This is a genomic window from Pseudomonas sivasensis, from assembly GCF_021391435.1.
Taxonomy (GTDB): Bacteria; Pseudomonadota; Gammaproteobacteria; order Pseudomonadales; family Pseudomonadaceae; genus Aquipseudomonas; species Aquipseudomonas sivasensis.
In genome coordinates, this window is sequence record NZ_CP090029.1 from 2,153,194 (window position 1) to 2,173,790 (window position 20,597).

The 20,597-nt window shown below is 58.8% G+C and carries 16 protein-coding genes, 4 tRNA genes and 1 pseudogene; 11 read left to right on the plus strand and 10 right to left on the minus strand.

Features of this window, described 5'->3' with window-relative positions:
* Positions 1-61: 61 nt before the first annotated feature.
* Positions 62-2,509: an acyl-CoA dehydrogenase gene (locus LRO94_RS09805; RefSeq protein WP_179179300.1), complete on the minus strand. Its 2,448-nt coding sequence runs from the start codon at positions 2,507-2,509 to the stop codon at positions 62-64.
* A 191-nt stretch (positions 2,510-2,700) separates the two neighbouring features.
* On the opposite strand from LRO94_RS09805, the gene LRO94_RS09810 reads away from it, so the two are divergent.
* The 4 genes from LRO94_RS09810 to LRO94_RS09825 all read left to right on the plus strand — a co-directional run bounded on the left by LRO94_RS09810 (position 2,701) and on the right by LRO94_RS09825 (position 5,875).
* The gene (locus tag LRO94_RS09810) at positions 2,701-3,360 is read left to right on the plus strand and encodes a transglutaminase-like domain-containing protein (RefSeq protein ID WP_179179299.1); all 660 of its coding nucleotides are present in this window, start codon (positions 2,701-2,703) and stop codon (positions 3,358-3,360) included.
* 54 nt (positions 3,361-3,414) lie between these two features.
* The gene (locus LRO94_RS09815) at positions 3,415-4,032 is read left to right on the plus strand and encodes a glutathione S-transferase family protein (RefSeq protein WP_032889239.1); all 618 of its coding nucleotides are present in this window, start codon (positions 3,415-3,417) and stop codon (positions 4,030-4,032) included.
* Positions 4,033-4,166: 134 nt separating this feature from the next.
* Positions 4,167-5,099, plus strand: a complete 933-nt coding sequence (locus LRO94_RS09820) for an ABC transporter ATP-binding protein (RefSeq protein ID WP_095184279.1) — start codon at positions 4,167-4,169, stop codon at positions 5,097-5,099.
* On the plus strand, positions 5,096-5,875 hold the full coding sequence (locus LRO94_RS09825) for an ABC transporter permease (RefSeq protein WP_032889243.1): 780 nt from the start codon (positions 5,096-5,098) through the stop codon (positions 5,873-5,875). The genes LRO94_RS09820 and LRO94_RS09825 overlap by 4 nt, the downstream gene beginning before the upstream one ends.
* Before the next feature lie 125 nt (positions 5,876-6,000).
* Here LRO94_RS09825 and LRO94_RS09830 read toward each other — a convergent pair whose 3' ends face one another.
* Positions 6,001-6,540, minus strand: coding sequence for a TetR/AcrR family transcriptional regulator (locus tag LRO94_RS09830; RefSeq protein WP_179179298.1), 540 nt, complete (start codon positions 6,538-6,540; stop codon positions 6,001-6,003).
* 91 nt (positions 6,541-6,631) lie between these two features.
* On the opposite strand from LRO94_RS09830, the gene LRO94_RS09835 reads away from it, so the two are divergent.
* From LRO94_RS09835 to LRO94_RS09845, 3 genes are all read left to right on the plus strand, one after another.
* Positions 6,632-7,831 carry an MFS transporter gene (locus LRO94_RS09835; RefSeq protein ID WP_032889247.1) on the plus strand — a complete coding sequence of 400 codons (1,200 nt, stop codon included), beginning with the start codon at positions 6,632-6,634 and terminating at the stop codon, positions 7,829-7,831.
* Between the two features lie 88 nt (positions 7,832-7,919).
* Positions 7,920-9,068, plus strand: coding sequence for a TDT family transporter (locus LRO94_RS09840; RefSeq protein WP_179179297.1), 1,149 nt, complete (start codon positions 7,920-7,922; stop codon positions 9,066-9,068).
* A 68-nt stretch (positions 9,069-9,136) separates the two neighbouring features.
* Positions 9,137-11,011, plus strand: a complete 1,875-nt coding sequence (locus tag LRO94_RS09845; RefSeq protein ID WP_032889250.1) for an MFS transporter — start codon at positions 9,137-9,139, stop codon at positions 11,009-11,011.
* A 117-nt stretch (positions 11,012-11,128) separates the two neighbouring features.
* On the opposite strand, the gene sugE is transcribed toward LRO94_RS09845, so the two are convergent.
* The 3 genes from sugE to rdgC all read right to left on the minus strand — a co-directional run bounded on the left by sugE (position 11,129) and on the right by rdgC (position 13,588).
* Complete coding sequence (gene sugE / locus LRO94_RS09850; protein ID WP_095184284.1) at positions 11,129-11,443, minus strand: quaternary ammonium compound efflux SMR transporter SugE; 315 nt, start codon at positions 11,441-11,443, stop codon at positions 11,129-11,131.
* A gap of 105 nt (positions 11,444-11,548) precedes the next feature.
* The gene (locus LRO94_RS09855) at positions 11,549-12,514 is read right to left on the minus strand and encodes a bile acid:sodium symporter family protein (protein ID WP_032885981.1); all 966 of its coding nucleotides are present in this window, start codon (positions 12,512-12,514) and stop codon (positions 11,549-11,551) included.
* A gap of 153 nt (positions 12,515-12,667) precedes the next feature.
* Positions 12,668-13,588: a recombination-associated protein RdgC gene (rdgC, locus tag LRO94_RS09860; RefSeq protein ID WP_010567523.1), complete on the minus strand. Its 921-nt coding sequence runs from the start codon at positions 13,586-13,588 to the stop codon at positions 12,668-12,670.
* 159 nt (positions 13,589-13,747) lie between these two features.
* Between rdgC and LRO94_RS09865 the strand changes: the two genes are divergently transcribed.
* The 4 genes from LRO94_RS09865 to LRO94_RS09880 all read left to right on the plus strand — a co-directional run bounded on the left by LRO94_RS09865 (position 13,748) and on the right by LRO94_RS09880 (position 14,267).
* Positions 13,748-13,823: transfer RNA gene (locus tag LRO94_RS09865), tRNA-Val, on the plus strand.
* A gap of 19 nt (positions 13,824-13,842) precedes the next feature.
* Positions 13,843-13,919, plus strand: a tRNA-Asp gene (locus LRO94_RS09870).
* A 176-nt stretch (positions 13,920-14,095) separates the two neighbouring features.
* Positions 14,096-14,171 (plus strand) — tRNA-Val (locus LRO94_RS09875).
* Between the two features lie 19 nt (positions 14,172-14,190).
* Positions 14,191-14,267, plus strand: a tRNA-Asp gene (locus tag LRO94_RS09880).
* Positions 14,268-14,507: 240 nt separating this feature from the next.
* On the opposite strand, the pseudogene LRO94_RS09885 reads toward LRO94_RS09880, so the two are convergent.
* From LRO94_RS09885 to LRO94_RS09905, 5 genes and pseudogenes are all read right to left on the minus strand, one after another.
* Positions 14,508-14,660: pseudogene (locus LRO94_RS09885) on the minus strand (AAA family ATPase); the annotation flags it as partial.
* Between the two features lie 69 nt (positions 14,661-14,729).
* Entirely contained in the window at positions 14,730-16,400 is a 1,671-nt protein-coding gene (locus tag LRO94_RS09890; protein WP_179179296.1) for a methyl-accepting chemotaxis protein, read from the minus strand.
* Positions 16,401-16,459: 59 nt separating this feature from the next.
* On the minus strand, positions 16,460-17,713 hold the full coding sequence (locus LRO94_RS09895) for an OprD family porin (protein WP_032885983.1): 1,254 nt from the start codon (positions 17,711-17,713) through the stop codon (positions 16,460-16,462).
* Positions 17,714-17,804: 91 nt separating this feature from the next.
* A complete protein-coding gene (locus LRO94_RS09900) occupies positions 17,805-19,109 on the minus strand; it encodes a CitMHS family transporter (protein WP_032885984.1) in 1,305 nt (434 codons plus the stop codon).
* A 135-nt stretch (positions 19,110-19,244) separates the two neighbouring features.
* Complete coding sequence (locus tag LRO94_RS09905) at positions 19,245-20,558, minus strand: dicarboxylate/amino acid:cation symporter (RefSeq protein ID WP_032885986.1); 1,314 nt, start codon at positions 20,556-20,558, stop codon at positions 19,245-19,247.
* Positions 20,559-20,597: the final 39 nt, after the last annotated feature.

Below are 20,597 nucleotides of genomic sequence, written 5' to 3' on the forward strand. Positions count from 1 at the left end.
AAAGCAAAAACGGGCGCGAGAGTATATAGCTCTCGCGCCCGTATTTATATGACCGCTCGACTCAGCGGACTTTACCCTCAGCCTGGGTCAACTCTTCCTTGCTGAAATCATCCACGTCGATCACCTTGCGTCGTGCTGCCTCGGCGTCACGCAGGGTCTGTGCTTCGGCCGGTTGCAGCACCCCGGCGTGCAGTGCTGCGTCGATGGCATGCTCGCCGGCGCTCGGTTTGACCTGGCCGCTTTTGAGCGCAGTGTGGAGTTTTTTCTGCAGCGGATGGCTGGCACCCAGCAGGTCGTAGGCATGTTGCAGGGCGCCTACCGGATCGTCCGCCGATTGCGGGCGATAGCAGCCGGCCAGCAATTCTTCCAGGGTTGGATCGCCTTTGGCGCGGCCTATCACTGCGGCCACTTCGGCATCCAGTGCATCGGACGGCCCCGTGTGGCGACGGCCGAACGGGAATACGATCACCCGCAAGAGGCATCCGAGCACCTTGTTTGGGAAGTTGCTCAGCAACTCATCCAGCGCGCGTTCCGACTCGCCGAGGCTTTCTTCCATGGCCCAGGCGAACAGCGGTTCCAGGTGGTCCGGTGAATCCAGGTCGTGATAACGCTTGAGCGCCGCCGAGGCCAGGTACATATGGCTCAGTACATCCCCCAGGCGTGCCGACAGGCGTTCGCGGCGTTTCAATTCGCCACCCAGCAGCATCATGCTCAAGTCCGCTAGCAGGGCGAACGCCGCAGCTTGGCGGTTCAGCGCACGGAAATAACCCTGACTCAAGCGGTTGCCCGGCGCTTTCTCAAAGCGGCCAATACCGAGGTTCAGTACCAGGGTGCTGGCGGCGTTGCTCACGGCAAAACCGATATGCCGCATCAGCAGGCCGTCGAATTCCTTTAACGCCTGGTCGTGATCTTCGCGGCCGGCCAGGGCCATTTCCTTGAGTACGAACGGATGGCAGCGGATGGCGCCCTGGCCAAAGATCATCAGGTTGCGCGAGAGGATGTTCGCGCCTTCCACGGTGATGAAGATCGGCGCGCCTTGCCAGCTACGGCCCAGGTAATTGTTCGGGCCCATGATGATGCCCTTGCCGCCGTGCACATCCATGGCATGGCTGATGCACTCGCGGCCCCGTTCGGTCAGGTGGTACTTGAGAATCGCCGACAGCACCGAAGGCTTTTCCCCAAGGTCGACGGCATTGGCGGTGAGCATGCGCGCGCTGTCCATCAGCCAGGCGTTGCCGCCGATGCGAGCCAGGGCTTCCTGGATACCTTCGAAGGCCGACAGCGGTACGTTGAACTGCTCGCGCACCTGGGCGTATTGGCCGGTCACCAGACTGGTGAACTTGGCAGCGCCGGTGCCGACTGCTGGCAGGGAAATCGAACGGCCCACCGACAGACAGTTCATCAGCATCATCCAGCCCTTGCCGAGCATTTCCTGGCCGCCGATGAGGAATTCCAGGGGGATAAACACATCTTTGCCAGAGTTGGGGCCGTTCATAAACGCGGCGCCCAGGGGCAGGTGACGACGGCCGATTTCCACGCCAGGAGTGTCGGTGGGAATCAACGCCAGGCTGATGCCCAAGTCTTCCTCTTCGCCCAGCAAGTGGTCCGGGTCATGGGCCTTGAAGGCCAGCCCGAGCAAGGTCGCGACGGGTCCAAGGGTGATGTAGCGTTTTTCCCAGTTCAGGCGAAGACCGAGGGTTTCCTTGCCTTCCCATTCACCTTTGCAGATCACGCCCGTGTCGGGCATGGCGCCCGCATCGGACCCTGCCAGTGGGCCGGTGAGGGCAAAGCATGGAATGTCATCGCCACGAGCCAGGCGCGGCAGGTAGTGGTTGCGTTGTTCGTCGGTACCGTAGTGCAGCAGCAGCTCGGCCGGGCCGAGGGAGTTGGGCACCATCACGGTTGAGGCGAGGTCGCCGCTGCGGGTGGCAAGCTTCATTGCGACCTGGGAGTGGGCGTAGGCGGAGAAGCCTTTGCCGCCATATTCCTTGGGAATGATCAGGGCGAAGAAACCGTGGGTCTTGATGTGCTCCCAGGCGGCTGGAGGCAGGTCCATGGCCTGACCGATTTCCCAGTCGCTGACCATGGCACAGAGTTCTTCGGTTGGGCCGTCGATAAAGGCCTGTTCCTCTTCGGTCAGTTGGACCTTGGGGTAGGCAAGCAACTTGTCCCAATCGGGGCGACCGCTGAACAGCTCGCCGTCCCACCACACGGTGCCCGCGTCGATGGCATCGCGCTCGGTTTCGGACATGGGCGGCAGGACTTTCTGGAACCAACTGAACAGCGGCTTGGTGAAGTATTGGCGACGCAGGTCGGGCAGCAGCAACGGCGCTGCGACGGCGGCGATCAGCACCCAGAAGATCAGCAGCAGCCAGCCCGGTGCATGGCTCCAAGCGCCCATCGCCAGCAGGTAGACGGCGACCACGCCCAAGGCGGGCAGGGGCGCGGTGCGGCGGTGTGCCAGGTAGGCAATGCCGACCACCAGAACCAGTATCCACAACAACAGCATATTCAATCCTCCGTGAAACCAGGGGCGAAACCACCAAGGAGCTTAGTCGGCATCCGAGAAAGCGCGGCAGTCAGGGTGTAACGAGTTGTACGCAAAGCACCGATCTACAGGCGCCGACATTTGGCCGAATCGTCGTTATCTCTATGGCAGACCTGTCGCTAAACTCCAGGCTTCCTTCGGAGATAACACTCATGGAAACGTACCTGAGTCCCAGCCGCTTCATCGATAGTGACCACCCTGCGGTGGTGGAGTTCGCGGAAAAACATCGCGGAACCCGCGCGGATTTAACTGACCAGGCAGTCAGTCTCTATTACGCCGTGCGTGAGGCGGTGCGCTACAACCCCTACACGTTCAGCCGCGACCCAGACACCTTGAATGCCAGCTACGCCCTGGCTACCCGTGAGAGCTACTGCGTGCCCAAGGCCACGTTGCTCGCTGCCTGCGCGCGCCACTGTGGTATCCCGGCGCGCATAGGCCTGGCGGATGTGCGCAATCACCTGTCGACGCCGCGTCTGCTCGCGTTGCTCAAGAGTGATGTGTTCGCCATGCACGGTTACACCGAGCTGCACCTGAACGGTGGCTGGGTCAAAGCCACGCCGGCGTTCAATCAGCAATTGTGCGCGGTGTTTGATGTGCCGCCGCTGGAATTTGATGGGCTCAACGACAGTGTGTTTCACGCGTTCAATCGTCAGGGCCAACGCTCGATGGAGTACGTGGTGGACCATGGGCAATTTGCTGATGTACCCGAGCAGTTGTTCTTCACCCATATTCAGAAATGCTACCCGCACCTTTTTGTCGAAGACATGCCAAACCTGTTGGGTGATATGCAGAGCGATTTAAGCCGCGGGTGAACCGGCGTATGCTGCTGCGTCCATAGCCATGTTCATCAACAATAAGGCGCGGTCATGCTGAAGATCTGGGGTCGTAAAAATTCATCAAACGTCAGGAAAGCACTATGGTGCGCCGAGGAGCTCGGCCTGGACTATGAAGCAATTGATGCGGGCGGGGCTTTTGGTGTGGTCGACACCCCGCAATATCGGGCACTGAACCCCAATGGGCGGGTGCCGATGATTCAGGACGGTGACTTTGTGTTGTGGGAATCCAACACCATCGTGCGTTATTTATGCGCGAAGCATGCGTCGGAATTTTACCCGAGCGACCCGCAAGCCCGAGCAAGCGCAGAGAAGTGGATGGACTGGACAACCTCCACCCTGGCTGAGCCCTTCAAAGCGGTCTTCTGGGGTGTCCTGCGTACTCCGGCGGAAAAACAGAACTGGGACAGTATCAACGCCGGGCGCCAGGCGTGTATCGATGCGCTCAAAACAGTCGATCAAGCCCTCGCCGAGCAGCCTTACTTGTCCGGCAACGCGTTCGGCATAGGCGATATCCCCCTGGGATGCTTTGCGTATGCCTGGTTCGAGATGCCCATCGAACGCCCCGCAATGCCCCATCTGGAAGCCTGGTACCAGCGTCTGCAACAGCGTCCGGCCTATCGCAAAGCGGTCATGACCGCGTTGACTTAATACTGACTATTAATACAGGTGACTGTACTTGTGCGGCGCAGCCAAGCACCATGCTGGTCATGCGCCGCCGTTGAACTACGTGCGCTGCGCGCTCATCTACTCTTTCTATTCCCTTCTTTGGTGCGTATTCCGATATGAGTTCCGCTCTGTCCATCCGGCAGCTAACCAAAACCTACGGCAACGGTTTCCAGGCCCTGAGTGGTATCGATCTGGACGTTGCCGAAGGTGATTTTTTCGCCTTGCTCGGCCCCAACGGTGCCGGCAAATCCACCACCATCGGCATCCTCTCCACCCTGGTCAACAAAACCAGCGGCACGGTGAATATCTTCGGCCATGACCTGGACAAATCCCCGGCGGCGCTCAAGCGTTCCATCGGCGTGGTGCCCCAGGAATTTAACTTCAACCAGTTTGAAAAAACCTTCGACATCGTCGTGACCCAAGCCGGTTACTACGGCATCCCGGCGAAAGTTGCCAAGGAACGCGCCGAGCAGTACCTGACCCAGTTGGGCCTTTGGGACAAGCGCGACGTGCCGTCCCGTTCATTGTCCGGCGGCATGAAACGTCGCCTGATGATTGCTCGCGCCCTGGTGCATGAGCCGCGGCTGCTGATCCTCGATGAACCCACCGCCGGCGTGGACATTGAGCTGCGTCGCTCGATGTGGACCTTCCTCACCGAGCTGAACGAGAAGGGCATCACCATCATCCTCACCACCCATTACCTGGAAGAGGCTGAACAGTTGTGCCGCAACATCGGCATCATCGACCACGGCACCATCGTCGAGAACACCAGCATGCGTAACCTGCTGGGCCAGTTGCATGTGGAGACTTTCCTGCTCGACCTGAAGAACAATCTGTCGGCGCCGCCGCAATTGCTTGGCTACCCAAGCCGCCTGGTGGACAGCCACACCCTGGAAGTCCAAGTGGATAAAGCCATGGGCATCACCGCGCTGTTTACGCAGCTGGCGACCCAGAACATCGAAGTGCTGAGCCTGCGTAACAAAACCAATCGCCTTGAGGAGTTGTTCGTGTCCCTGGTGGAGAAAAATCTGACGAAGGTGGCGGTATGAGTTCCGAACTGCAACCCAACCTCGTCGCACTGCAAACCATCGTTTACCGCGAAGTGAAGCGCTTTACCCGAATCTGGCCGCAGACCTTGCTGCCGCCGGCGATCACCATGGTTCTGTACTTCGTGATCTTCGGTAACCTGATCGGCCGGCAGATCGGTGATATGGGCGGCTTCACTTACATGGAGTACATCGTGCCGGGCCTGATCATGATGTCGGTGATCACCAACTCCTACGGCAACGTGGTCTCAAGCTTTTTCGGCAGCAAATTCCAGCGCTCCATCGAAGAACTGATGGTCTCGCCGGTGTCGCCGCACACTATCCTGCTTGGCTACACCGCTGGCGGTGTGTTGCGTGGCTTGATGGTCGGGGTGATCGTGACGCTGCTGTCGCTGTTCTTCACCCACCTGCAAGTGCATCACCTCGGGGTCACCATTCTGGTGGTCGTGCTGACGGCGACGATTTTCTCGCTGCTGGGTTTCATCAACGCCGTATTCGCACGCAACTTCGATGATATTTCGATCATCCCGACCTTTGTGCTGACGCCGCTGACTTACCTGGGCGGGGTGTTTTACTCCATCACTTTGCTGCCGCCGTTCTGGCAGACGGTGTCGCTGGCCAACCCGGTGCTGCATATGGTCAACGCGTTCCGTTACGGCATCCTGGGTGTGTCGGATATCAAGATCAGTGTGGCGATCACTTTCATGATCGTGGCGACGGTGGTGTTGTATATCGGTTGCGCGAAGTTGCTGGTGAGCGGGCGTGGGATGCGTACCTGAGTACTGACCCGAACGCGTAAAAAATGTGAGAGGGGGCTTGCTCCCGATTGCGCTATGTCAGTCAGCTTATCTGTAGCTGACACATCGCAATCGGGAGCAAGCCCCCTCTCACATTTAGTTTTGTGTCAGGCCTTCAGTGCCAGTTCGATCAGCGCGTGCAGTTCTTCAACTTTCAGTGGCTCGGTTGAGAACAGAATACGAAACACCGTCGGCGCCGCCAGCAAGTTGATCAGGCGGTCGACGCTGGGCGGGTTGTTATCCGGATAACGATCAACAATCGCCTGAAGCTGCCCACTCAAGATGCTCACGCAATACCCGGGTGTCAGGCTGCATTGCACGTCGCGCATCATGTTTCGCCCCGGTTCCGAACTCATCTCATCCAGATATTGCTCGGCCCAGGCTTGCAGATCACCGCGCAGGGTCCCGGTGTTGGCCGGCTCGCTATCAGGCCGCATGCGCGCCAGCGCCACATCGGCCAGAAGCATGGAAAGGTCGCCCCAGCGCCGGTAGATGGTCGAGGGCGTGACGCCTGCGCGGGTGGCAATCATCGGCACGGTGACACTGGAGCGCTCCTGGGTTTTCAGCAGCTCACGCACGGCCGAATGAACGGATTCTTGTACCCGGGCACTACGACCCCCCGGGCGGAGGCCTTCTTTAATCGCCATGTTTATGACCTTAACACAAAGAATTTGCTTTAAGCGTTGGTCAGTAGCACACTCCGCAAAAGCAAAATATTAGCTTTAGTTGAGCGTGCCTATGTCCAGCCGTATTTCTCATCGTTCGAGCCTGGTGTTCCTGGCGATCACGTTGCTGACGTTTCTAGCGGCTTCCAGCGCGCCGACACCGTTGTATCACCTGTATCAGGAGGGGCTGCATTTTTCGGCAGGCATGCTCACGTTGATCTTTGGCGTTTACGCCTTGAGCCTCTTGGCGGCGCTGTTGACCGTGGGCTCGCTGTCGGACCACCTGGGACGCAAGCCAGTGATTTTTGCTGCGTTGGTCCTGAATATGCTGGCGATGCTGCTGTTCATCAATGAGGGCAGCGTGGCCTGGCTGATTGCCGCGCGTACCGTGCAAGGGTTTGCCACCGGGATGGCCACGGCGGTGCTGGGCGCGGCATTGCTCGACACCGACCGTCAACAGGGCCCGCTGGTCAACAGTGTTGCGCCTCTGCTGGGTATGGCGTGCGGGGCGATGGGCAGCAGTTTGCTGGTGGAGTTCGCGCCGCTGCCGACGCAGTTGATCTACTGGACGCTGCTGGCGCTGATGCTGGTGCAGGCGCTTTATGTATGGCGCCTGCCGGAAACCGTTGATCGCATTCCCGGTGCAGTGGCATCGCTGCGCCCAACGCTGCATGTGCCGCCCCAGGCGCGTCGAGCGTTGTGGCTTTCGCTGCCGGTGGACGTGGCGGTGTGGGCAATGGGGGGCTTTTACTTGTCCCTGGCGCCGTCGCTGGTGCGGGCGGCGACAGGCTCTACGTCGAACCTTATCGGTGGTGGCTTGGTGGCGGTGCTGACGTTGAGCGGGGCGCTGGTGATCTTCACCCTGCGCAATCGACCGGCCAGTAAGGTACTGCGCCTGGGCGCTGCGCTGTTGGCTGTGGGGGTGGCGCTGATCCTCACGGCAGTGCACAGCGCCAGCCTGCCGCTGTTTTTTATCGCCACGTTGATCGCCGGCAGCGGCTTCGGCGCCGGCTTTCTCGGCGCATTGCGCAGTGTGGTGCCGCTGGCCTTGCCCCATGAACGCGCAGGCTTGATGTCGGCATTCTATGTGCTGAGTTATTTGGCGTTTTGTTTGCCTTCGTTGCTGGCGGGCAACCTGATTCGCAGCTTTGGCCTGATCGCCACCACCGACGGTTACGGCGCAGTCCTCATTCTGCTGGCCCTCGGGGCGTTGGTCGCTTTGCTGCTGCAGGATTCGGCAAAGTCCAAGGCGGCCTGCATATCTGCCAAGTAGATAACAGTTAGAGATATTACCCGTTATATAGATATTCGATCAGGTTCTATGATGGTCTCAACCTCATGCGAGGAAGAGGATTTTCATCATGACCTGCTCGAATGCCATCAGCTACAAGCCCTTCAGTCACCTGGCCCGTCCTCGGGAAGTGATTCGCCAATTCACCCCCAACTGGTTCGCCGCGACCATGGGCACCGGCGTACTGGCGCTGGCGCTGGCGCAGTTGCCGGTAAATATGCCCGGTCTGCATGCCATTGCCGAAGGGCTGTGGTGGTTCACCATCGGCCTGTTCATCCTGTTCAGTGGCTTGTATGCCGCGCGTTGGTTGATGTTTTTCCACGAGGCGCGGCGGATCTTCGGGCACTCCACTGTCTCGATGTTCTTTGGCACCATTCCCATGGGCCTGGCGACCATTCTCAATGGCTTGCTGCTGTTTGGCCTGCCGCGTTGGGGTGGCGATGTGATCCCGCTGGCCGAATCCCTGTGGTGGCTGGATGTGGCGATGGCACTGGCCTGCGGTGTGCTCATCCCCTTCATGATGTTCACCCGCCAAGAACACAGCATCGACCAGATGACCGCCGTGTGGCTGTTGCCGGTGGTCGCCGCCGAAGTCGCTGCAGCCAGCGGTGGCCTGCTCGCACCGCACCTGGCGGACGCTCACTCGCAACTGGTAATGCTGGTGACCAGCTACGTGTTGTGGGCGTTTTCCCTGCCGGTGGCGTTCAGCATTTTGACCATCCTGATGTTGCGCATGGCCCTGCATAAACTGCCTCACGCCAACATGGCTGCGTCGAGCTGGCTGGCGCTCGGCCCCATTGGCACTGGTGCCCTTGGCATGTTGCTACTGGGCGGCGATGCGCCAGCGATCTTTGCCGCCAATGGCTTGCCTGGCGTGGGTGAAATGGCCAATGGTCTCAGCCTGGTTGCTGGTATCACCCTGTGGGGCTTCGGCTTGTGGTGGATGCTCATCGCTGTACTGATAACCCTGCGTTACCTGCGCGCTGGCATTCCCTTCAATCTGGGCTGGTGGGGCTTTACCTTCCCGCTGGGCGTGTACGCCCTGGCCACGTTAAAGCTGGCGAGTCTGTTGCAACTGGGGTTCTTCAGTGTATTTGGTTGCGTGTTGGTGATGGCATTGACGCTAATGTGGTTGATCGTGGCCAAGCGCACCGTGCAAGGCGCTTATAAAGGTGAGCTTTTTGTTTCGCCATGCATTGCAGGCCTAGCGAATAAGTAAGCGGGATTAGGTAAAGTCTTGGCCTGACAACCTATAAGCCTTCAGGCCACGCAGGAACACGGACGACGATGAGCCATCCTTCGCAATTCACCTTGCTGCGCACACGGCGTTTTCTGCCGTTCTTCATCACCCAGTTGCTGGGCGCTTTCAACGACAACATTTTCAAGCAATCGCTGATCCTGGCGATCCTCTACAAACTCACCATCGACGGTGACCGCTCGATCTGGGTCAACCTGTGCGCCTTGTTGTTTATCCTGCCGTTCTTCCTGTTCTCGGCGCTGGCCGGGCAGTTTGGCGAGAAATTCAACAAGGACGCACTGATCCGCGTGATCAAAATCGGCGAGATCGTGATCATGGCCGTGGGCGCCACGGGCTTCCTGACTAACCACCTGGAATTGATGTTGCTGGCGCTGTTTGCCATGGGCACTCACTCGGCGCTTTTCGGCCCCGTGAAGTACTCGATCATGCCCCAGGCTCTGCACGAAGATGAGCTGGTGGGCGGTAATGGCCTGGTGGAAATGGGCACGTTTTTGGCGATCCTGGCCGGCACCATTGGTGCCGGGATCATGATGTCGTCCACCCATTACGCGCCGATCGTGGCGGTGGCGATTGTCGGCGTGGCGGTGCTGGGTTACCTGGCCAGCCGCAGCATTCCACGAGCAGCGGCGTCTACGCCGCAACTGCGCCTGGACTGGAATATTTTCACCCAGTCCTGGGCAACTCTGCGCATGGGGCTGGGGCAGACGCCGGCGGTGTCACGCTCCATTGTCGGCAACTCCTGGTTTTGGTTTGTCGGCGCGATCTACCTGACCCAGATCCCGGCCTACGCCAAGGAATGGTTGTACGGCGATGAAACCGTGGTGACCCTGATCCTCACGGTGTTCTCGGTGGGCATCGCCCTCGGCTCAATGCTTTGCGAAAAACTCTCCGGTCGTAAGGTCGAAATCGGCCTGGTGCCGTTCGGTTCATTCGGCTTGACGGTGTTCGGCCTGTTGCTGTGGTGGCACTCTGGCGGGTTTCCGCAGAACGTGCAGGCCAATGACTGGCTGGCGGTGCTCAGTTATGGCCAGGCCTGGTGGGTGTTGATCGATATCCTTGGCCTCGGCGTGTTTGGCGGCTTCTATATCGTGCCGCTGTATGCGCTGATCCAGTCACGAACCGCCGAAAACGAGCGCGCGCGCGTGATCGCTGCCAACAACATCCTCAATGCTCTGTTCATGGTGGTGTCGGCGATTGTTTCGATCCTGTTGCTGAGCGTGGTCAAGCTGTCGATCCCTGAGTTGTTCCTGGTGGTGTCGCTGCTCAACATCGCGGTCAACACCTACATCTTCAAGATCGTCCCTGAGTTCACCATGCGCTTCATGATCTGGCTGCTCAGCCATTCCATGTACCGCGTGGAACACCGCAACCTGGAGGCCATTCCTGATGAGGGCGCGGCCTTGCTGGTGTGCAACCACGTGTCCTTTGTCGATGCGCTGTTGATTGCCGGCTCGGTGCGTCGTCCGATCCGTTTTGTCATGTATTACAAGATCTACCGCTTGCCGGTGCTCAACTTCATCTTCCGCACCGCTGGTGCGATTCCGATTGCCGGACGCAATGAAGATATTCAGATCTACGAAAAGGCCTTCACGCGAATTGCCCAGTACCTGAAGGAAGGCGAGTTGGTGTGTATCTTCCCGGAAGGCAAATTGACCGCCGATGGCGAGATGAATGAGTTTCGTGGTGGGGTTACGCGGATTTTGGAGGAGACGCCGGTACCGGTGATTCCGATGGCGTTGCAGGGGTTGTGGGGAAGTTTCTTCAGCCGCGATCCGAACAAGGGGATTTTCCATCGGATCTGGTCGCGGGTAGTGTTGGTAGCTGGCGAGCCTGTCGATGCAGAGGCGGCGACGCCTGAGCAGTTGCAGGCGGTGGTTGGTGTTTTGCGGGGGAGTGTCAGGTAGTTCTGTACTGGATGTATTGGCCTCATCGGGGGCAAGCCCCTTCCTCCATTAGACCGCGCTCGTCACAACAGCTCGGTCAAATGGGGGAGGGGGCTAGCCCTTGATGGCGGTAGCGGCCTAAGTGCTGATCTTGAGGCCAATAAGCCCGCAAATGATCAGCGCCACACTGGCCAACCGAAATAACGCCATGGATTCCCCAAACAGGATAATACCGGCGATCACGGTGCCCACCGCACCCACCCCGGTCCAGATGGCGTAGGCGGTACCCAGTGGCAGTTCCTTCATGGCCAGCCCCAGCAGGCCGAGGCTGATAGCCATGGCGGTGATGGTCAGGGCGGTGGGCAGTGGCTTGCTGAAACCGTCGGTGTACTTCAGGCCGACGGCCCAGCCGACTTCAAACAACCCGGCAAAAAACAGAATGATCCAGGACATGATGACCTCGCTTCTTCAGGCGGGGTCGTCCCCGGATTCAACGCTCGTTGGCGTCGCGAGGTCGTCCCCGCGAAGCCCGTAGAGTGCCGAAAACGGATCGGGCGATCAAGTTTGCGGGGTGTTCTCCAGGATGCGACGGTCTTCCTTCTCGCTCATGCGACGGAAGTACGTCGACAGCAACGCCCCGGAAATATTGTGCCAGACGCTGAACAGTGCACTCGGCACTGCCGCCAGGGGCGAGAAATGCGCACTGGCCAACGCGGCGCCCAGCCCAGAGTTCTGCATGCCGACTTCCAGTGCCAGCGACTTGCGTTGTGCCAACGGCAGCTTGAACAGTCGCCCAGTGAAGTAGCCCAGCAAGTAGCCGAAGCTGTTGTGCAGCATCACCACGGCCATGATCAGCAGGCCAGATTCGGCAATCTTCGCCTGGCTGGCGGCAACCACCGCCGCGACGATGATCACGATGCTCACCACCGACACCAGTGGCAATACGTCCACCGCGTGGCGAACCCGCTCGCCAAGTACGCGCTGTGCGATCACGCCAAGCACGATCGGCAGTAGCACCACTTGCAGGATCGACCAGAACAGCTCCATGAACGATACCGGCAGCCAGGCCGAGGCCAGCAGCCAGATCAAAGCTGGCGTGAGCAGCGGGGCGAGGAGGGTGGTGACAGCAGCGATGGCCACGGACAGCGCCAGGTCGCCCCGGGCCAACCACGTCATCACGTTGGACGATGTGCCGCTTGGGCAGCAACCGACCAGGATCACGCCGACGGCAATTTCCGGCGGCAGGTGGAATGCCTGGCACAGCAGCCAGGCCACACCCGGCATGATCACAAAGTGCGCAACCACGCCGAGTGCCACGCGCCACGGGTGGCGTGCGACTTCGGCGAAGTCTTCGAGTTTTAGGGTCAGCCCCATGCCGAACATCACCAGACCCAGCAGCGGGACGATGGCGCTTTTCAGCCCGATGAACCAGCTCGGTTCGAGGAAGGCGAGCACGGCGAAAATCAGCACCCAGTAGGCGAAGGTATTGCCGACGAAGCGGCTCAAGGCGGCGAGTGCGCGCATGGGGGTGTCCTTGTTGTTAGATTCTTGAAGTGCAAATGCGATCAAATGTGGGAGGGGGCTTGCCCCCGATGGCGGTATGTCAGCCGACATGTGCGTAGCTGAAACACCGTAATCGGGGGCAAGCCCCCTCCCACATTTTGATCTTCAAACGGCTTAGATGCCCTGTGGCGTTTCTTCGCCGCCGAGTGCTTCGATCAACGCCGGCAGGAATTCACCGAAGGTCAGCATCATCAGGGTAAAGCTTGCATCCAGTTGACCCAGTGCCTCGTCGCCGCCGTCCTGTTCCGCCTGATCTTGCAGCAGATCTTCGAACTTCAGGCGCTTGACGGTCATCTTGTCGTCGAGCATGAAGGACAGCTTGTCCTGCCAGGCCAGGGACAGTTGGGTCACCACTTTGCCGGTGGTCAGGTGCAACTGGATTTCTTCGCCAGTCAGGTCCTGACGCTTGCAGCGCACGATGCCGCCGTCTTCGTGGGTGTCACGCAGCTCGCATTCGTCGAGGACGAAGAAGTCATCGGCCGGTTTCTGGGTGGTGACCCAGTCGGTCATGATCGCGGTTGGCGCGGTTTTTACGGTGAGTGGGCGTACTGGCAGGGTGCCGATCACTTCACGCAGGGTGGAAAGCAGGTCTTCGGCGCGTTTCGGGCTGGCCGAGTTGACCAGGATCAGGCCTTGTTTCGGCGCGATAGCGGCGAAGGTCGACGAGCGACGGATAAATGCGCGTGGCAGGAAGGCCTGGATGATTTCATCCTTGATCTGATCGCGTTCCTTCTTATAGACCTTACGCATCTGCTCGGCCTCGATCTCTTCGACTTTCTCTTTAAGTGCGTCACGCACTACGCTGCCCGGCAGGATGCGTTCTTCCTTGCGCGCGGCAATCAGCAGGAAGTCACCGCTGACGTGGACCAGGGGAGCGTCTTCACCTTTACCGAAAGGCGCGACGAAACCGTAAGTGGTCAACTCCTGGCTTGCACAAGGGCGCGCCAGTTTGGTGGCCATGGCCGCTTCCAACGCCTCGGCATCAACAGGCAGATCTTGGGTCAGGCGATAGATAAGCAGGTTCTTGAACCACATGGGGTGAGTCTCTCCTTTATACAAAGGGGGGCATTATTCTCTTGATAGCGCCCCAGGCCAACCCTGCCTAAGCCATTGGAAGGCCTCAAAAAAAAGATTTAAGAAAGTGCTTGCCAGACCTAGGGTCGCTCCGTAGAATGCGCGCCACACCGAGACGAAGGGTGATTAGCTCAGCTGGGAGAGCATCTGCCTTACAAGCAGAGGGTCGGCGGTTCGATCCCGTCATCACCCACCATTCGCTTCATGTGTTACGCGCAGCGGTAGTTCAGTCGGTTAGAATACCGGCCTGTCACGCCGGGGGTCGCGGGTTCGAGTCCCGTCCGCTGCGCCATATTCGGTAACCTGGAATGCTGAACGCCAGGTCACCACAAAAAGCCCGCTCATTGAGCGGGTTTTTTTTGTCCGAAATATGGCGAAAAGTCGTGCTGGAAACTTTTTTTAAATAAATTGCATTTAAATCAAGACATTACGATTTTTTGGTGTATGATGCGCCCACACCGAAACGAAGGGTGATTAGCTCAGCTGGGAGAGCATCTGCCTTACAAGCAGAGGGTCGGCGGTTCGATCCCGTCATCACCCACCATTCGCTTCATGTGTTACGCGCAGCGGTAGTTCAGTCGGTTAGAATACCGGCCTGTCACGCCGGGGGTCGCGGGTTCGAGTCCCGTCCGCTGCGCCATATTTGCTTCCGCCAAGGCCCACTGAGCGCCTGGAAGCCACGGAAATAGCGGCCTTGTGCCGCTTTTTTCGTTTCTGGAATCTACTGGATTCCACCTCCAGCCACTTGAAAATTGATCCACGGCCGATTGCTGATTGTTGTCCCAATAATTGTGGATGACCTTAGCAGCAGTGTCTTCGCTGAAAACTCATCTGGCCCCACCGCATGCAGGCCTGCTGAACGCTGTCTACGGTGCAGTTCAAACGGCTCATCGTCCTCGATACTCTCTTCGTCCTTGCGCTTTCGTTCACACGATTTGATCTTTCTCTGGGCGGCCAAGGTGCTGTGTTGCAGGCGGTAGGACTCGTTGTCCATTTCGACGATAGGACAGCTGTGTGTCAGCCGATCCACTGGGTAAGTGGCGATATCGGGCAATGAGCCCAGCGCTTGCAACCTTGCGACCTGAACAAACCGACGTCCCGGTTAAATCTTGAATTGCCTCAACAAGCCTTCAAGGCGATGACCGATGGCGTACAGTTCATCGACTGTGTGTACGCCGCTTTGCGTCTGGTCTGCGACGTTTTCAATCGCGTGGGCTATCTGATGGACGCTCCGATTGATTTCTTCGGCGACCGACGTCTGCTCTTGCGCGGCGCTGGCGATGTGCGCGTTCATCGTATTGATAGTGACGATCAACTCGACCGCTTTGCCCAGCGATTGCCCGGCTTGTTCCGCGTGCAGGCTGGCACCATGACCTGCTGCGCCTGAATGGCTCATCGCAGTGACGACCTTGGTTGTGGCCAGGTTAAGGCGCTCGATCATCGCTTGAATTTCCTGGGTACTAAGTTGCGTCCGGCTTGCCAGCGCGCGTACTTCATCGGCAACCACTGCAAATCCGCGCCCCGCGTCCCCGGCTCGTGCCGCTTCGATCGCGGCATTAAGTGCCAGAAGGTTGGTTTGCTCTGCGATCGAGCGGATGACATCAAGCACCGTGACAATGCCTTCTACATCGCCTTGCAGGCTTTTCAACGAGACGCCTCCCGCGGACAAGTCCTCGGTCAGGGTGCCCAGTCGGGCGATGCTTTCATTGACGACCTGCCTGGCGTGCTGGGCCTGCAAATCGGTTTCGCCTGCTGCATCTGACGCGCTCTGAGCACTGATGGCTACCTCTTGCGCCGCGGATGACATTTGATTAATTGCTGCGGCGACCTGATCGGTTTCCTGGCGTTGCTGTTCCATGACCTGATCGATGCATTTGCTCTGTTCGGCCACTTGGGTGACCGATGCATTCAGCTCTCGGGCCATACCGACGATCTGGCTGACCAGCCCATGAATCTTATCCGCGAAGGCATTGAACGACACGGCCACCTGGCCGAACTCGTCGCGGCTGATGGGTAAGCGCCGCGTCAGATCGCCTTCGCCCGCTGCGATCTCATCAAGGTGCTCACGAATCCGTGACAGGGGGCGCAGGCTGCTTTTAACCAATAACAAGGCGAGCACGCCGGTGATTCCGAGCGCAACCAAGGCGATGACGGTTATCCCATAGACAAGGCTGCGCACGCGCTGATGGATTTCCCCTCGTACTTTGGCAACCTGGCTTTCGATACTGTCCAGGTTAATCGCGGTGACCACGACCATGTCCCAAGCAGGCAGGTAAAAGCTGTAAGCAAGCTTGGGAACGACTTTATCCGTATTGATCAGGGCGCCTGAATAATTGACGAAGTGGGTGTCGTTCTTCGCTGCGGCCACCATTTCCCGGTTCAGGTAAATTCCATTCTTGTCTTTGCGGTCGCTCATGTTAGTGCCGACGCCTTCGCGGCTGTCGCCCCGAAACAGGCGTACGACCTGACTGTCGTAACCGATGAAATAGCCGTCGTCCCCATACTTCATTTGGGACAGTCGGGCGATCGCCAGCGCACGCGTTGCTTTGTCCCCCGTCTCTGCCTGCGCATACAGTTCCGCTACTGAGGTTCGGGCAAGGTTGGCGTAGTCTTTCAAGCGCTCCCGGCTTTCATCAAGCAGGCGTTCCCGAGTCACCGTGACTTCTTGCTCGGCGCTCGACAGCAGAGTGGTGCTTGTTGTCAGCGCCAGCACCGTGGACAACAGCACCACCGGGGCCAGCACCAGCATCAGTACTTTGTTTTTAAACAGCATGCTTGGGGTTCCTCACCTGAATCTGTATGAACGCGGCCACAAGGGCCGCGTTCGTCGACTTACCAAAGGGCGATGTCATAGGTGAGGTAGAGGCGATTGCTGTCGCGGCCGCGGGAGAACTCAGAGCGGTAGACATAGTTGCGCATGCGCACGCCCAGCCCCTTGAACGTGCCGGCTTGCACAACGTAAGCCAGCTCGGTATCACGCTCCCATTCCTTGACCGTGGTCGTGGACTTGCCGTCATTGCCGCTCAGGTAGCGCGTTGAAAAGGTCAAGCCGGGCACGCCGACGGCGGCGAAGTTGTAGCCGTAGTTGAGCATCCAGGTCTTCTCATCCTCCTCAATGAATTTGCCGATGCCCGCATTACTGAATGAGTAGACGGTTGCGCCGCTGATGTAGGGTAAACCGGCATCACCGCGAAGGGTTTGGTAGCCGCCTCCGACGGTATGCCCTGCGATCACGTAGGACAACTGGCCGCTGAGCATGTCATTGTCGATTTTGCCTGCGTAGGCAGAGCCGCTATCAACGCTGTTGAAGTAGCGCAGGTCGCTGGTCAGCACGCCACCGGCAAGCGGAAGGTCGTGTTGGATGCCGGCGAAGTTCTGTCGGTAAAAGTTCTCCAGCTCCCCGTAGAAATAGCTCAGGCGAACATTCTTACCCCATTTGTACTCGGCCCCGGCGTAGTTGAAATCTCCCGATTTTTCCCCGCTGTAGCCATCAGGCACGATCGGCACGCTGTTGGTGGAGTCCCGTAATTTGAAACGGTCCAGATGCCCTCCGGTGACGGTCAGGTTCTCGATGTCGGTGCTGCTGACCTGGGTGCCCTGGTAGGTCTGGGGCAACAAGCGTGCATCGTTGTAAATCAGCACCGGCGTCTTGGGCAGCAAGGTGCCGTACTTGACGGTGGTTTTAGCGAACCTGACTTTTGCGGTAGCGCCGGCGCTGGCAAACTCGTCGGCCGCTCGCCCGTCATCATGCACCGGCATAAGCCCGGTACCACTGCGACCGCGCCCTGAATCAAGCTTTACGCCATACAGCCCCAGGGCATCCACGCCGAAGCCGAGGGTGCCGGCGGTAAATCCAGACTGATAGTCCAGCAGAAATCCCTGGGCCCACTCGGTGCGTTCGCTTTTTGCGGTGCGCGCAGCCCGTGCGCTCAAGCCGTGCTCGTCGCGAAAGTTCTCGTTGAAATACACGTTGCGCAGTTGCAGCTTGAGTTTGCTGTCATCAATAAAACCTTCGGCGTTGGCCCCTGCGACGGGTACCAGGCCTAACGCGCAAAACAAAGCCCGACGGGTATACACATGGTTCATGGCAAATGACTCGTTGTTGTTATTTGGGGTACAGGGCGACACGCGCCTCGTGAGTGAGGCGCGATGGAAGGCAGCAGAGGTTGTGGGTGAATCAGGTGAAGAGGCTGATGGCCCCGGTCAACAAGGCCAGCGCGGTGACGACCAGAGAGGTCAGCACAGCCCATTTGACGGTGGCTTTCTGGAAGTCGCCAATATCGCGATCGACCATGCCCACCAGCAACAGGGTCGAGGCCACCAGCGGACTCATGAGGTGAACGGGCTGCCCCAGGATCGAGGCGCGCGCGATTTCCACCGGGTCGATGCCATAAGCGGCGGCGGCATTGGCCAGGATCGGCACCACACCAAAATAGTAAGCGTCATTGGACAGTACAAAGGTCAGCGGCATGCTGGTGATCGCAACCACCAATGGAAACAGGTGACCCCAGGACGGCGGGATCCAGTCGACGAGGGTCTGTGCCAGGGCATCCACCATCTTTGTGCCGGAGAAGATCCCGGCAAAGATCCCGGCGGCAAATACCAGCAACACCACAGTCATTGCATTGCCCGAGTGCGCCAGGATGCGTTCTTTCTGAATGTCCAATTGCGGGTAGTTGATCATCAGCGCGAGCACGAAGCCGATCAGGAACAGGATCGCGGAATGCATCAGCCCCATCACCAGGGCCGCCATCACCGCTATCACCAGCACCAGATTGACATAGGCAAGCTTCGGACGTTTGTGGGGTGTGTCCTCAAGAATCGCGTTGATGTAGCAATCGCCGCCGCCGCTTTGCAGTTGCACGTTGCCGATACGCTTGCGCTCTGCGCGACCCAGTATGAAGGCCGTGAAGATCACCCACAGGGCGCCGCCGATCATAGTCGGCAGCAACGGCACGAAGTATTCACCAGCATCCAGGCCCAGCGCGGCAATAGCCCGTGTCGCGGGGCCGCCCCAGGGCGTCATGCCACTCATGATGCTCAGCGACAGCATGGAGATGGTCGCGAGGATCATCGGGTTCATGCCGATACGTTTATACAGCGGCAGCATCGCTGCGCAGGTGATCATGTAGGTCGTTGTGCCGTCGCCATCGAGAGCCACCAGCAACGACAGTAAGGCAGTGCCTACCGCGATCTTCATCGGGTCGCCATTGACCCGCTTCAGGATTTTGCGGATCAGCGGGTCGAACAAGCCTGCGTCGATCATCAGGCCGAAGAACAGGATGGCAAACAACAGCAGTGCGGCAGACGGTGCGACCATTTTCAGGCCGTCTAGCATCATCTTGCCGGTGGTGCCGCCAAAGCCACCTATGACCGCGAAGACAATAGGCACCACAGTGAGTGCGACGATCGGCGACAAGCGTTTCGTCATGATGAGGAAGGTGAATACGACCACCATGGCCAAGCCAAGGAAAGCGAGCATAGAACGATTCTCTTGTTGTTATCGTAAAAATGGCTGACGCCGAGGCGCACGAGCCCTGACCCGCCGGGCGGCACAACGGCGCCTGGCGGGGAGGGGGGTCAGTCAAGTCAGGGGGGAGGTGTTATCCGGTTTTCTCTAGGCGCGTTTGGCGACCTTCAAATCTTTCCAGGCGTTTCCTGGTGCCTCGGAAGATTTTGCGTCGAGCATCCGGTTCAGCGTTTCGCGGTGGCAGGCATTTTCAGACATCGAAATCACTACCGTTGCTACAGCGTTACTGGCCAGGCTGGTCAGGGCGCGCGCTTCAGACATGAAGCGGTCAACGCCGATCAGCAATGCCAGGCCGGCCAATGGGATGTCGTGAATGACCGTCAGGGTCGAGGCAAGCGCCACGAACCCGCTGCCAGTAACGCCGGCGGCACCTTTGGAGGACAACAGCATGATCGCCAGCATGGTGATGATTTGCGTCAGGCTCAGGTCGATGTTGCAGGCCTGGGCAATGAAAATCGCCGCCAACGAGAGGTAGATGGCCGTGCCGTCCAGGTTGAACGAGTAGCCGGTGGGCAGTACCAGGCCCACGACGCCTTTTTTGCAACCCAGTGCTTCGAGTTTCTCCAGCATGCGCGGCATCACAGGTTCCGTGGAAGAGGTGCCGAGTACCACCAGGAACTCTTCCCGAAAGTAGCGCAGCAGTTTCCACAGACTGAAGCCGTTGGCGCGGCAAATGCTGCCCAGTACCACGAAGACGAAAAAGCCGCAGGCGATGTACAAGGTCATGATCAACTTCGCCAGCGAACCCAGCGAGGTGATGCCGTACTGGCCGACAGTGAACGCCAAGGCCCCAAAAGCGCCGACCGGTGCAAAACGCATCAGGTAAGAAAAGATCTTGAAGACCATTTGCGAGGCGGATTCGAGCACGTCGAGTACCGGTTTGCCACGCTCGCCCAGCGACGACAAGGCAAAGCCGGACAACACCGCAATAAACAGCACCGGCAACACCTCACCTTTACTGAAGGCGCCGATAAAAGTCTCGGGAATGATGTGCATGAAAAACTCCACAACCCCAAGCTTTGCGGCCGACTCCGTGTATTGGGCCAATCCTTTAGTGCTCAACTGGGTGGGATCAATGTTCATGCCGGCGCCCGGCTGGAACACGTACACCGCGACCAGGCCAATCAATAGGCTGATCACCGTCAGGACGAAGAACAGCAGCATGGTTTTGCCGAGCAGGCGTCCGAGCGAGCGTTTGTCGCTCATCCCGGCGATACCGGTGACGATGGTGCAGAACACCACGGGGGCAATCATCATCTTGATGAGTTTGATGAACGCGTCACCCAGCGGTTTGAGTGCAATGGCCTGCTGGGCCCAGAAATGCCCGACCACGATGCCGAGCACCACGGCGCAGAGAATCTGGAAGTAGAGCGATTTAACAACTTTCATGGCATCACCCATTTTTAGAATTGTGCGGATGCAAAAATGCCAACGACCGCC